A 13369-nucleotide genomic window follows, 5' to 3' on the forward strand; every position below is an offset into this window, starting at 1 on the left:
ATGTCGAAGATCCGACTCGAGTGCATGTCGCACACGCCGCTGCACGGTTACTACGATCCCGCGCCGGAAATCGTCGCGGAGGTGGAGCGCATGCAGCGTGCAGCCCGCGAGCGCGTCGCCGCATTCGATCCCGAACTCGTGATCGTGTTCGCGCCGGACCACTACAACGGCTTCTTCTATGACGTGATGCCGCAGTTCTGCATCGGCGCGAATGCGACGGCAATCGGCGATTTCAACAGCGCGGCAGGGCCGCTGCCCGTCGCGCAGGAAGTGGCGCTCGCGCTTGCCGACGCCGTGCTCCAAAGCGATGTCGACGTGGCGGTGTCGTACCGGATGCAGGTCGATCACGGCTGCGCGCAGGCGCTCGATGTGCTGACGGGCGGCATCGACCGTTATCCCGTCGTGCCTGTTTTCATCAACTCCGTTGCGCCGCCGATGGCCTCGTGCCGCCGCGCGCGCCTGCTCGGCGATGCGATGGGCCGCTTCATCGCACGCATGGACAGGCGCGTGCTGCTGATCGGCTCGGGCGGCATTTCGCACGAACCGCCCGTGCCGGAGATCGAGGGCGCGGATGCCGTGGTGGCGGAGCGCCTGATCGCGGGTCGCAATCCGTCGCGTGAATCACGCGATGCGCGCGAGGCGCGCACGGTCGCCGCCGCCAAAGCCTTTACGGCGGGCGACAGCCGTTTGCATCCGCTCAATCCGTTCTGGGACCGCGCGTTTCTCGACCTGCTGCAAAGCGGCGACGTCGCGGCAACGGATGGACTCACCAACGACGCCATCAGGCGCGAAGGCGGCAAGTCGGCGCACGAAATCCGCGCGTGGATTGCGGCATTCGGCGCGCTTGCGGCGTGCGGACCGTACGAGGCATCCGTCGATTACTACCGTGCGATTCCCGAATGGATCGCGGGCTTCGGCGCGATGCACGCGCGCTCGCTCGAACATCAACACGCGGCGCGGCACACGCAGATCGCAACGGCGCTCGCACTCGCGTAAAGGGAGAACCCACTCATGTCGAATCAGCACACTATCCAGTCGATTGCCGCGCGTCTGCGTGAAGCCGAGGCATCGCGTCAGCCGGTCGCGCCGGTGCGCACCGAAATCGCTTCCGACGATGCCGCGCTCGCCTACGCGGTTCAACAGGTCAACGTCGATCTGCGTTGTCAGAAGGGCGAGCGCATCGTCGGCAGAAAGATCGGATTGACGTCGCTTGCCGTGCAGAAGCAGCTGGGTGTGGACCAGCCGGACTTCGGCACGCTGTTCGCGTCGATGGCCTATGGCGACAACCAGCCGATGCCGCTTTCCACGCTCATCCAGCCCAAGGTCGAAGCGGAAATCGCGCTCGTGCTCGAACGCGATCTGACGTCGGAGAAGCACACCTTCGCCGACCTGATCGGTGCGACGGCCTATGCGCTCGCCGCAATCGAAGTGGTCGACAGCCGCGTGCAGAACTGGGACATCCGCTTCGTCGATACCGTCGCGGACAACGCATCGAGCGCGCTGTTCGTGCTCGGCAGCCGTCCTGTGCCGTTGCGCGACGTCGACTTGACGGCGTGCGCGATGACGCTCGCGCAAGACGGCGAAGTGCTGTCGCGCGGCAACGGTTCCGCCTGCCTCGGCAATCCGCTCAACGCAGCCGCATGGCTCGCGGACCGCATGGTGCAACTCGGCACGCCGCTGCGTGCGGGCGACATCGTGCTGACGGGCGCACTCGGCCCGATGGTCGCGGTGAAAGAGCCCGGCACATACACGGTACAGATCGAAGGACTCGGCAGCGTGCGCGCCGCGTTCAGCGCCTGATTCATCTATCACGGAGACACACATGGCAATCGGAACGCCCAAACGCAAGGCCGCGATCATCGGCTCGGGCAACATCGGCACGGATCTGATGATCAAGATCATGCGCCATAGCGAACACCTGGAAATGGCGGCGATGGTCGGCATCGATCCCGCATCCGACGGCCTCGCGCGCGCCGCGCGGCTCGGCGTCGCGACGACGCACGAAGGCGTGCAAGGGCTGACGCGTCTGCCCGTGTTCGATGAGATCGACTTCGTGTTCGACGCGACGTCGGCGGGCGCGCACGTGAAAAACGATGCGCTGCTGCGCACGCTCAAGCCCGGCATTCGCATGATCGACCTCACGCCTGCCGCGATCGGCCCGTATTGCGTGCCCGTCGTGAACCTCGACGCGTATCTGGATGCGCCCAACGTCAACATGGTCACGTGCGGCGGACAGGCGACGATTCCGATGGTCGCGGCCGTGTCGCGCGTCGCGAAGGTGCATTACGCGGAAATCGTCGCGTCGATCAGCAGCAAGTCGGCGGGACCGGGCACGCGCGCGAACATCGACGAGTTCACGGAAACGACCTCGAAGGCGATCGAAGCCGTGGGCGGCGCGCGCAAGGGCAAGGCGATCATCGTGCTGAATCCCGCCGAACCGCCACTGATGATGCGCGACACCGTGTACGTGCTGTCCGACACGGCGGACCGCGCGCAGATCGAAGCCTCCGTCGAACAGATGGCGGGCGCCGTCAATGCCTATGTACCGGGCTATCGGCTCAAGCAAAAGGTCCAGTTCGACGACATTCCCGCCGATGCGCCGCTCGACATTCCGGGTCTTGGCCGCTTCAGCGGTCTGAAGACGTCGATCTTCATCGAAGTGGAAGGCGCCGCGCACTACCTGCCTGCGTACGCGGGCAATCTCGACATCATGACTTCCGCCGCGCTCGCGACGGCCGAGCGCATGGCCGCGACCCTCGCGAATGCAGAAGCGTAAGGAGCACACAGACATGAACAACGTGAGCAAGAAACTCTACATCTCCGACGTGACGCTGCGCGACGGCATGCACGCGATCCGTCATCGCTATTCGATCGACGACGTGCAGCGGATCGCGCGCGCACTCGACGATGCAAAAGTCGACAGCATCGAAGTCGCGCATGGCGACGGCCTGCAAGGTTCGAGCTTCAACTACGGCTTTGGCGCGCACAGCGATCTCGAATGGATCGAAGCCGTGGCGGACGTCGTGCAACACGCGAAGATCGCGACGCTGCTGTTGCCCGGCATCGGCACGATCCATGATCTGAAGGCTGCTTACGACGCCGGCGCGCGCGTGGTGCGCATCGCCACGCATTGCACCGAAGCCGATATTTCGAAGCAGCACATCGAGTACGCACGCGAACTCGGTATGGATACGGTCGGCTTTCTGATGATGAGCCACATGACCACGCCGGAGAACCTCGCGATCGAAGCGAAGAAGATGGAAAGCTACGGCGCGACCTGTGTGTACGTCGTGGACTCGGGCGGTGCGATGAACATGAGCGACATCCGCGCGCGCTTCAGGGCGCTCAAGGCGGCGCTCGATCCTTCGACGCAGACGGGCATGCACGCGCATCACAACCTGAGCCTCGGCGTCGCGAATTCGATCGTCGCGGTGGAAGAGGGCTGCGATCGCATCGACGCGTCGCTGGCGGGGATGGGCGCGGGCGCGGGCAATGCGCCGCTCGAAGTGTTCATCGCGGCGGCGGAGCGCATGGGCTGGAACCACGGCACCGATCTCTACACGTTGCTCGATGCCGCCGACGACATCGTGCGGCCGCTGCAGGATCGACCCGTGCGCGTGGACCGCGAGACGCTCGCGCTCGGCTATGCGGGCGTCTATTCGAGCTTCCTGCGTCACGCGGAAATAGCCGCGAAGAAATATGACCTGAAGGCCGTCGACATTCTCGTGGAGCTTGGCAAGCGCCGCATGGTGGGCGGCCAGGAAGACATGATCGTCGATGTCGCGCTCGACCTGAAGCAGCGCGTGGCCGCAGTGCAAGCGTAAAGCCGGTTTTTCCTCGAAACGTAAAGAAACGAAGCGCCATCAAGAGCGCCGTTCAATTCAACATTGGAGACTTACATGAATGCGTCAACGAAATCGCCCGTGCGTTCCGGCAGCGCGCTCACGATCGGCCTGTGCCTCGTGGTCGCGCTGCTCGAAGGGCTCGATCTGCAATCGACGGGCATCGCCGCGCCGCGCATGGCGCGCGAGTTCCATCTCGCCGTCGCGCAGCTTGGCTGGGCGTTCAGCATCGGTGCGCTGGGGCTGCTGCCGGGCGCGGCGATCGGCGGCAGGCTCGCCGATCGCATTGGCCGCAAGCGGGTGCTGATGTTGTCGGTCGCGCTGTTCGGCGTGTTCTCGATCGCGACGACCCAGGTATGGGATCTGAACAGCCTGCTCGCCGCGCGCTTCATGACGGGTCTCGGGCTGGGCGCCGCGATGCCGAACCTGATCGCGCTGTGCGCCGAGGCCGCGCATCCCGATCAGCGCAACACGGCCGTCGGTGCGATGTACTGCGGCATGCCGTTCGGTGCGGCGCTTGCGGCCGTGATCGGCATCGTGAGTCCCGGCGACGACGGCTGGCGGCACATCTTTTATGTCGGCGGTTTTGGTCCGCTGCTGGTGCTGCCGCTGCTCGCGCTGTTCATGAAGGAGTCGACGCATTTCATCGCGCTCGGCAAGCACGCGCATCGCGAGGCTGCCGCCAGTGTCACGCATGCATTGTGGAAAGAGGGCCGCGGCAGCACGACGATCGCGCTGTGGGTCAGCTATCTCTGCACGCTGATCGTGCTGTATTTCCTGATCAACTGGCTGCCGTCGATGGTGCTGTCACGCGGCCTGACGCGCGTGCAGGCTGGCGTCGTGCAGATGATGTTCAACATCGGCGGCGGCATCGGCGCAATCGTGATCGCGGGCCTGATGGACCGCATCGGCAAGAAGCCGACCGTGACGGGCATGTATGTCGGCATCGCAGCGGCGCTAGCTGCGCTCGCGGGTGCGACGGGCAGCGTGTCGATGGCCTGCGGCGGGCTGCTGGCCGGGCTGTTTCTGGTCGGCGGCCAGTCGGTGCTGTACGCGCTCGCCGGCAGCGCCTATCCGACGCAGGTGCGCGGCACGGGTGTCGGCGCGGCGGTTGCCGTGGGCCGGGTCGGCTCGATCGTCGGCCCGCTGATCGCGGGACAACTGTTCGCCATCGGGCAAGGCCCGTCGATGCTCGTCACCGCGAGCATTCCGTTGATCGCCGTTGCAGCGATCGGCGCGCTCGCGGTGGTCGCGAAATTTCCGCGCGAGACGCTGGTTGCGTCCCGCGCCGTGAGTACCGAATCAATCTGAATCGAAGGGACGTTAAATGACTACGACGCAAGCACATAGCGAAGCCGCCACGAGCAAGTTCGTGAGCGTGATGGAGAACGGCACGGAACTGCGGCTGCATTACAACGATGCGGGCGACGGCAAGGAAACCGTCGTCATGCTGCACGGCTCGGGACCGGGCGCGAGCGGTTGGGCGAATTTCAACCGCAATGTGGATGCATTCGTCGATGCGGGGTATCGCGTGATCCTGCTCGACTGTCCCGGTTGGGGCAAGAGCGATTCGATCGTTTGCACGGGTTCGCGTTCGGACCTCAACGCGCGTTTGCTGAAGGGCGTGCTCGATACGATCGGCGTGGAGCGCGTGCATATCGTCGGCAATTCGATGGGCGGGCATAGCGCGGTGGCGTTCGCGCTCGCGTATCCGGAGCGTGTCGGCAAACTGGTGCTGATGGGCGGCGGCACGGGCGGCCCGAGCCAGTTCGTGCCGATGCCGACGGAAGGCATCAAGCTATTGCAGGCGCTGTATCGCGAGCCGACGCTGGAGAATCTGAAGAAAATGCTCAACGTGTTCGTGTACGACCCGAGCACGATGACGGAAGAGCTGATGCAGGCGCGGCTGTCGAACATGCTCGCGCGGCGCGATCACCTGGAGAACTTCGTCAAGAGCCTCGCGGCGAATCCGAAGCAGTTTCCGGACTATGGGCATCGTCTGGGCGAGATCAAGTCGCCCGCACTCGTGATCTGGGGGCGCGACGACCGCTTCGTGCCGATGGATGTGGGCTTGCGGCTGGTTTGGGGGTTGCCGGAAGCCGATCTGCATGTGTTCGGCCGCTGCGGACATTGGGCGCAGTGGGAGCATGCGGAGAAGTTCAACCGGATGGTGCTGGAGTTCCTGGCCTGATTGTGCCGTTGTGCGGGCGCGAGGTTTCCGCTGAGGAAACCTCGCGCGAACGACACAGCAACGCGCGGTGAACGGGATAGCACTTGAAATACAGCCCTGGTAACGTATTCTGGCTTAACGGTCTTGCCGCGCCGCACAGGGCTGCATCATCGATGCGCGCGCACGCGGTACCGATCGTGTCGACATGGCTGAGCGAGCATGGCCTGAGCAGCACCCGAGAACCGACGCACAGAGGGAGAGCATCGTGGCCACCGTCGCGGTCCGAACGAATTCTCCGGGTACGGATTCCGCGCGCAGCGGAATGGACGCCGACGCGCTACGCCGCGGCGTACTCGACAACCTCATTTGTCTGCAGGCTCGTCCGCCCGCCATCGCGACGCCGCACGACTGGTACATGGCACTCGCTTACAGCGTGCGTGACCGCATGCTGGCGCGCTGGGCCGCGACGTTCCAGACCTACGCCGCGCAGGAATTGCGGGTGGCGTGCTATCTTTCCGCCGAATTCCTGATCGGACCGCAACTCGGCAACAACCTCGTCAACCTCGGAATCGAGGACGACGCGCGTGCGGCCATGCAGTCATTGGGCCAGGATCTCGACAGCCTGCTTGCGCTGGAGGAAGAGCCGGGGCTTGGCAACGGCGGGCTCGGACGGCTGGCGGCCTGTTATCTGGATTCGCTCGCGACGCTCGAAATCCCGTCCGTCGGCTATGGCATCCGCTACGAGTTCGGCATCTTCGATCAGGAGATTCACGACGGCTGCCAGGTCGAGGTGACCGACAAATGGCTGCAAAAGGGCAATCCGTGGGAGATCGTGCGCCCGAACGTCGCGTACTACGTGGCCTTTGGCGGCCACACCGAAAGCGGCGTCGACGAGCAGGGGCGATACACGGTGCGCTGGGTGCCCGTGCGCATGGTCAAGGGCGTGGCCTGCGACACGCCGATGCTCGGGTTTCGCGTCAATACCTGCAACACGCTTCGTCTGTGGAAGAGCGAAGCCGTCGAGTCGTTCGATCTGCAAGACTTCAATGCCGGCGATTATTACCAGGCGGTGCAGGAGAAGGTGATTTCCGAAACGCTGTCGAAGGTGCTCTATCCCAACGACGAGCCCGAGGCCGGCAAGCGCCTGCGCCTCGCACAGCAGTACTTTTTCGTGTCGTGCTCGTTGCAGGACATGTTGCGTCTGCTCGATCTGAAGGGCGAACCGGTCGCGCGTTTCGCCGATATGTTCACGGTGCAGTTGAACGACACGCATCCTTCCATCGCGGTGGCTGAATTGATGCGTCTGCTGATCGACGTGCGAAGGGTTCCGTGGGACGACGCGTGGGCGATCACCTGCCGCGCGCTCGCGTACACCAATCACACGCTGTTGCCGGAGGCGCTCGAAACGTGGGGGTTGCCGCTCTTCGGCCGCTTGCTGCCGCGTCCCCTCGAGATCATCTACGAGATCAACCGGCGTTTCCTCGAGTTGGTGCGGCGCGCGTATCCCGGCGACGAGGCGCGCGTCGCGCGTATGTCGCTGATCGACGAGAGCGGCGACAAGAGAGTCCGCATGGCGCATCTGTCGACAGTCGGCAGCCATGCCGTCAACGGTGTCGCCGAACTGCACTCGACCTTGCTCCGGCAAACCGTGCTGCGAGACTTCGCCGAGTTGTGGCCGGAGCGCTTCATGAACGTCACGAACGGCGTCACGCCGCGCCGGTTCATGCTGTTGAGCAATCCGGGCCTTGCGAGCCTGCTCGATGAGACGGTGGGCAAAGGTTGGGCCACCGACCTCACACGGCTGCGCGCATTGGAGGCGCACGCCGACGATCTCGCATTCCAGCAGAAGTGGCGCGAAGTGAAACTGTCGAACAAGAGGGTACTGGCGGAGCGGATCGGCAAGGTCACGAATATTTCCGTCGATCCCAGCGCGCTATTCGACATTCAGGTCAAACGCATTCACGAGTACAAACGGCAGCATTTGAATGCGCTGTACATCGTTACGCTTTATCAGCGCTTGCGTCGCAATATCGAACAAGGTGTCGTTCCGCGTTGCTTCATCTTCGGCGGGAAGGCGGCGCCGGGCTATGCGATGGCGAAGTTGATGATCCGCCTGATCACGGGCATTGCCGAAGTCGTCAACAACGATGCCGCGATGGAAGGCCGGCTCAAGGTCGTCTTTTATCCCGACTTCAATGTGAAGAACGCGCACTTCATCTATCCGGCCGCCGATCTGTCCGAGCAGATTTCGACGGCGGGCAAGGAAGCGTCGGGCACGGGCAACATGAAGTTCATGATGAACGGCGCGCTCACGATCGGCACGCTGGACGGCGCGAACATCGAGATCCGCGACGAAGCGGGGAGCGATAACTTTTTCCTTTTCGGTCTGACTGCTGCACAGGTGGAAAACGTCAAGCGCGAAGGCTATCGGCCTGCGCTCCATGTCGAGCGCAATGCCGAACTGCGCGAGACACTGGATCTGATCGCAGACGGCTATTTTTCGCGAGGCGACCGGCAGGTGTTCCGTCCGCTCGTGGATAACCTGCTCAACGTCGATCCGTTTCTGGCGCTCGCCGATTACGCGGATTACGTCGCTTGCCAGGAGCGCGTGAGTTCCGCGTGGCAAGACCCTGTGCGCTGGACGCGGATGTCGATCCTCAACACGGCGCGCTCGGGGAAGTTCTCGTCGGATCGCGCGATTGGCGAATACTGCGAGCGGATCTGGAACATCTCGCCGGTACGAATCGCTCTCGATCAAAGTTGAGACCGGGCCGATCGCGTGCGTCGTCGAGATAACGTTACGACGGCATGCGCTTGAGTTCATCGATGCGCTGACGGTAGCTGCGCAGCAGACAGGCTTTGTCGCTGCATGCATCGCGCGAACTGCGAATCCATGTACGCTGGTCGGCGCGCAAGCGGCTCTTGTTGGACGAAGCGTTCATCTTCTGGGCGTAGATTTCGGCCAATGTCCTGTCGATGCGGGTCAGTTCCTCGTCCCCGCAAATGAGCCGCGCCTGAACCGAGATGAGCTTGCTGCAATCCAGACTGTGCGTGAGTGACGCTTTGGATTCGTATCGTGTTTCGAGCAGCCCAGGCTTGCATAGACCCTGCAGCGATTTGCATGCGATGTCGCGCCCGACCCATGCCATGTCTCCTGCGCCATAGCGTTTGACGAATCGATTGATTGCTGCCTGGCTGATTCCTCTTTGCATCGCATTGGCGGCGATGATCTCGTTGCAGAGCGAATCCGCGGCGTAGCTTTTCCCATCGCGCCGGTAGCAGCTGTGAAAGCCGAGCGTCCCGGTACCCATGACGCTGCGGCGTTCCCCTGAAGCAAACAGGATCGAAGCGCAAGCGGATGCGCACTTCGCATGATCGGGAACGATCGTGTAGACGCGGACCTTATCCATTGCATCGACGACGCGAAACGCGGCCTCGACGTTACCCCCCGGACTGTTCAAAACAAGGACGACGAGTCCTTCGTCATCGCGGCCGGCGAGTCTGGCAATCGCCGCGAATTTCTCTGCGTCGCCGTCCTGGATACGCCCTTCGGCCCGCACCACTTTCAGCTGGGTCTGCGGCTGGGTGTCGAGCTTGAAATCCATCGCTCGCGCTACACCGGGAAGCATGAGCACGGTGAAGCAGACATACGGCAGCAACCGTGCGCGCCCGGTGAATTGCATCGTCATGGTCCGGGCAGGAACTCGATGTCTCCATACCAGGCGCGTGTCTCGGTACCCGTGTTGTCGGTATCCGTCAGGAGGCCATAGCCGGTAATCCGTCCGGGCGGTTCATGAAAGACCTTCTCGTAGTCTTTCACGATGTTGCGGCGCAGGGTTTGCCACTGACCCGCATCGCCGGGTTGACCGGACAACACGATCATCTGTACGCGTTTGGTATGAGGGTTGGCGATGGCGGTGCCGGGCGCCGCATTGGTCGACCAGACGTACATCAGCGTGGCATAGGGCAGCTCCTGGCCACCCATGCTCTTGGCCAGATCCATCTTGGCGCGGTCGAACATCGACAGCTTGCTCTTGTCGCCGTCGAAAGCAAATACCAGCCGTGCGGGCGCGTCTTCTTTCGATCCCACCCGGTTGTCGGCGCCTTCGATCGGCTTGTCCGCTTTCCAGCGCCATGTCACGACGGGCGTATGGCTCAGGTCGATATTGCCGTCGTGCATCAGCGCAGAAGCCGAGCGGTTCGCGTCGGCCTGCAGAACCGTCGTCTGGCCGTCCTTAACGAGCGTGTAGTGCGTGATCGCCTTGCCCTTCGCGACGGGCAGGTTCTTCCAGGTCGCCGGCAGCGATGCGCCGGGCTCCATCGTCGAAAAGGCGATGCCGGGCTTTTCGTCCTGCGCAAGGAGGGTCAGCGGCGACAGCAGGAGAGCGGTGCACAAGACGATCCGCACGGGCCAGGCTGCCGGTTTTTGCAGACGCGAAATGGATAGTGGAAGCATTGTTGTCACATTCGGCTGTTCGCCGGAATGCCCCGTTTCAACAGACGGATTTGATAACGAACGTCGCTCTCTGAGCAGCATCGTATCGTTCAAGTGGCGGATGGCGATATCCGTTCAGTCACGGATTCTGACCATGTTTTTGCGGCTGCGTCGAGCATTGCTTCAGGTGCTGTTTGCCCGCTTTGGAAATTAAAGTATTACATAAAAAACTCGCGGTTCCGCCCAGAGGGGGAAAGGGGTTAACCCAGCCCCCTCTACTGAGGGGGCCTCGCCGTCACGTGCGTGAGTAAGCTGACGAGGTGGAATAACGCGTAGGAGCAAAGCATGCAATTTCTCGACGACTCGCTGCACCCGGAGCATCAGGACAAGGTAGTGATCACGGTCGCGCCGTACGGGCCCGAATGGATGCCGGAAGATTTCCCCGAAGACATCCCCGTGACGATGGAAGAGCAGATCCAGAAGGCCGTCGACTGCTACAACGCAGGCGCCACGGTGCTGCATCTGCATGTGCGCGAACTCGACGGCAAGGGCTCGAAGCGTCTGTCGAAGTTCAACGAGCTGATCGCCGGCGTGCGCGCCGCAGTGCCCGACATGATCATCCAGGTCGGCGGCTCCATTTCGTTCGCGCCGGAAAACGACGGCCAGGCCGCCAAGTGGCTGTCCGACGACACGCGTCACATGCTCGCCGAACTCGATCCAAAGCCGGATCAGGTCACTGTCGCGATCAACACGACGCAGATGAACATCATGGAGCTGCTGTATCCGGAATACCTCGCAGGCACCTCGCTCGCGAACCCCGCGTACCAGGCCGCGTACAGCGAGATGACCGTGCCCGCTGGTCCGGCATGGGTCGAAGAGCATCTGCGCCGTCTGCAGGCATCGGGCATCCAGCCGCATTTCCAGCTGACGGGCATGCACGCGCTCGAAACGCTCGAACGGCTGGTGCGCAAGGGCGTGTACACGGGTCCGCTGAACCTGACGTGGATCGGCATCGGCGGCGGCTTCGACGGTCCGAACCCGTTTAACTTCTTCAACTTCATTCATCGCGCGCCGAACGGCTGCACGCTGACGGCCGAGTCGCTGCTGAAGAACGTGCTGCCGTTCAACACGATGGCGCTGGCGATGGGTCTGCATCCGCGCTGCGGCATCGAAGACACGATCATCGATCAGCACGGCAACCGCATGACCTCGGTGCAGCAGATCGAGCAGACGGTGCGCATCGCGCGCGAACTGGGCCGCGAGATCGCGAGCGGCAAGGAAGCGCGCGACATCTACCGGATCGGCGTGCAATACCGTGACGCCGACGAGACGCTCGCCGCGAACGGCATGGCGCCGAACCGCACGCGAGGCGTGAAGAATCTTCCGCTGCGCGCGGCATAAAGAACGGCACCGTGCCGGACATGGCTGCGAAACGCCCGGCACGGTTGCAAGGTAGTGCTCTCCGGCAAGAGCCGGGAGTTTGACGGATATCCATCGACGGTTCGTTGGTCCGGCGGACAAACACGGACGCCAACGAGAGAGATGCAAAGGAGACGAAGTTATGCTGATGCAGCATGCCGAACCCACCGCTGGCGACGTGCCGGCGACGCAATCGGATGTGCGTGCTTACGCCTGGGTGGTTTTTGCACTGACGGTCGGATTGCTGCTATCCGACTACATGTCGCGGCAGGTTCTGAATGCCGTGTTTCCGCTGCTCAAGTCTGCATGGGACCTCTCCGACGCCCGGCTGGGCGCACTGAGCAGTATCGTCGCGCTGATGGTGGGCGTACTCACGTTCCCGCTGTCGGTGCTCGCGGACCGTTGGGGCCGCGTGAAGAGCATCGTGTTGATGGCAGCACTGTGGAGTCTCGCAACTCTCGGCTGCGCGATTTCCACGAGCTACGGTGAAATGCTGGTGGCGCGCGCTTTCGTCGGTATCGGCGAGGCTGCGTATGGCAGCGTCGGTATCGCGGTCGTCCTGAGCATTTTCCCGACGCGGCTGCGCTCCACGCTCACCGGCGCATTCATGGCGGGCGGGGCGTTCGGCTCGGTGCTCGGCATGGCGGTCGGCGGCGCGGTCGCGGCACATCTCGGCTGGCGCTGGGCATTCGGTGCGATGGCTGTCCTTGGCATCGTGCTCGTCGTGTTCTACCGGTTCATCGTGACGGAAAAGCGCGTGGCGCCGTTGCAGCCTTCCTGCCTGAATACGCGGCCGGAGAGCCTCGGTGTGCGCATGAGTCTGCGTGCGCTGATGAAGGGCTTGTTCTCCACGAAGTCCGTCGTCTGTGCGTATGTGGGCAGCGGTATTCACCTGCTCGTGCCCGCTGCGGTGTGGGCATGGATGCCGAGCTTCCTGAACCGCTACTACGGCATGGCGCCCGGTAAGGCCGCGATGATCGGTGCGTTGTTCGTGCTGGTGACGGGCCTGGGCATGGTGGTGTGCGGCAATCTGGCGGACCGGCTCAGCAAGCGTTCGCGGGAAAGGAAGTGGGGTACTGCGATCGTCTTTTGCCTGATCTGCTTCGTGATGCTCGCGATCGGATTCCGCATGCCGGCCGGGCCGCTGCAACTCGTCGTCATCGGTGTGGGCATGTTTTTCAGCGCCGGCGCAAGCGGTCCGTCGGGCGCGATGGTGGCCAACCTCACGCCGCCGTCGATCCACGCATCCGCATTTGCGACGCTGACGCTGGCCAACAACCTGCTGGGCCTCGCGCCCGCAGCTATCCTGACCGGGATCCTCGCCGACCACATCGGTCTGCTCGGCGCGCTGCAACTCGTGCCGTTTGCGCCTCTCATCGCCACGTTTGCGTTCTACATCGGAAAGCGCAACTACGGCCGTGACATGGACCGCGTGAACGCCCTGCGGGAGCGGGCCGCGCTCTGTTGACGAACGCGTGTCATCCGCGCCATCGCGCATAAAAC

At 63.3% G+C, this 13369-nt stretch carries 11 protein-coding genes; 9 read left to right on the forward strand and 2 right to left on the reverse strand.

Going from position 1 to position 13369, the window contains the following annotated elements; translation table 11 throughout:
* The 7 genes from G3N95_RS00965 to G3N95_RS00995 all read left to right on the forward strand — a co-directional run bounded on the left by G3N95_RS00965 (position 1) and on the right by G3N95_RS00995 (position 8776).
* Positions 1 to 996, forward strand: coding sequence for a 3-carboxyethylcatechol 2,3-dioxygenase (locus G3N95_RS00965; protein WP_205968086.1), 996 nt, complete (start codon positions 1 to 3; stop codon positions 994 to 996).
* Between the two features lie 15 nt (positions 997 to 1011).
* Positions 1012 to 1800, forward strand: a complete 789-nt coding sequence (gene mhpD, locus G3N95_RS00970; protein WP_205968087.1) for a 2-keto-4-pentenoate hydratase — start codon at positions 1012 to 1014, stop codon at positions 1798 to 1800.
* A 22-nt stretch (positions 1801 to 1822) separates the two neighbouring features.
* Positions 1823 to 2776: an acetaldehyde dehydrogenase (acetylating) gene (locus tag G3N95_RS00975; protein WP_205968088.1), complete on the forward strand. Its 954-nt coding sequence runs from the start codon at positions 1823 to 1825 to the stop codon at positions 2774 to 2776.
* Positions 2777 to 2789: 13 nt separating this feature from the next.
* Positions 2790 to 3824: a 4-hydroxy-2-oxovalerate aldolase gene (gene dmpG, locus G3N95_RS00980; RefSeq protein ID WP_241018159.1), complete on the forward strand. Its 1035-nt coding sequence runs from the start codon at positions 2790 to 2792 to the stop codon at positions 3822 to 3824.
* A gap of 75 nt (positions 3825 to 3899) precedes the next feature.
* On the forward strand, positions 3900 to 5153 hold the full coding sequence (gene mhpT, locus G3N95_RS00985) for a 3-(3-hydroxy-phenyl)propionate transporter MhpT (RefSeq protein WP_205968089.1): 1254 nt from the start codon (positions 3900 to 3902) through the stop codon (positions 5151 to 5153).
* A 16-nt stretch (positions 5154 to 5169) separates the two neighbouring features.
* Positions 5170 to 6033: an alpha/beta fold hydrolase gene (locus tag G3N95_RS00990; protein ID WP_205968090.1), complete on the forward strand. Its 864-nt coding sequence runs from the start codon at positions 5170 to 5172 to the stop codon at positions 6031 to 6033.
* A 301-nt stretch (positions 6034 to 6334) separates the two neighbouring features.
* Positions 6335 to 8776, forward strand: a complete 2442-nt coding sequence (locus G3N95_RS00995) for a glycogen/starch/alpha-glucan phosphorylase (RefSeq protein ID WP_205968716.1) — start codon at positions 6335 to 6337, stop codon at positions 8774 to 8776.
* Between the two features lie 34 nt (positions 8777 to 8810).
* Here the strand turns inward: G3N95_RS00995 and G3N95_RS01000 are convergent, their stop codons facing one another.
* Both G3N95_RS01000 and G3N95_RS01005 read right to left on the reverse strand, forming a co-directional pair.
* The gene (locus G3N95_RS01000) at positions 8811 to 9701 is read right to left on the reverse strand and encodes an ATP-dependent Clp protease proteolytic subunit (RefSeq protein WP_205968091.1); all 891 of its coding nucleotides are present in this window, start codon (positions 9699 to 9701) and stop codon (positions 8811 to 8813) included.
* Positions 9698 to 10468, reverse strand: coding sequence for a DUF3047 domain-containing protein (locus G3N95_RS01005; protein WP_205968717.1), 771 nt, complete (start codon positions 10466 to 10468; stop codon positions 9698 to 9700). Before G3N95_RS01005 ends, G3N95_RS01000 begins: the two co-directional genes overlap by 4 nt.
* A gap of 324 nt (positions 10469 to 10792) precedes the next feature.
* Here G3N95_RS01005 and G3N95_RS01010 point away from each other — a divergent pair, with 324 nt between their 5' ends.
* Together G3N95_RS01010 and G3N95_RS01015 are read left to right on the forward strand one after the other, a co-directional pair.
* Entirely contained in the window at positions 10793 to 11848 is a 1056-nt protein-coding gene (locus G3N95_RS01010; RefSeq protein WP_205968092.1) for a 3-keto-5-aminohexanoate cleavage protein, read from the forward strand.
* Between the two features lie 160 nt (positions 11849 to 12008).
* On the forward strand, positions 12009 to 13334 hold the full coding sequence (locus G3N95_RS01015; protein WP_205968093.1) for an MFS transporter: 1326 nt from the start codon (positions 12009 to 12011) through the stop codon (positions 13332 to 13334).
* Positions 13335 to 13369: the final 35 nt, after the last annotated feature.

It is taken from the genome of Paraburkholderia sp. Tr-20389 (assembly GCF_017104565.1).
Lineage (GTDB): Bacteria > Pseudomonadota > Gammaproteobacteria > Burkholderiales > Burkholderiaceae > Paraburkholderia.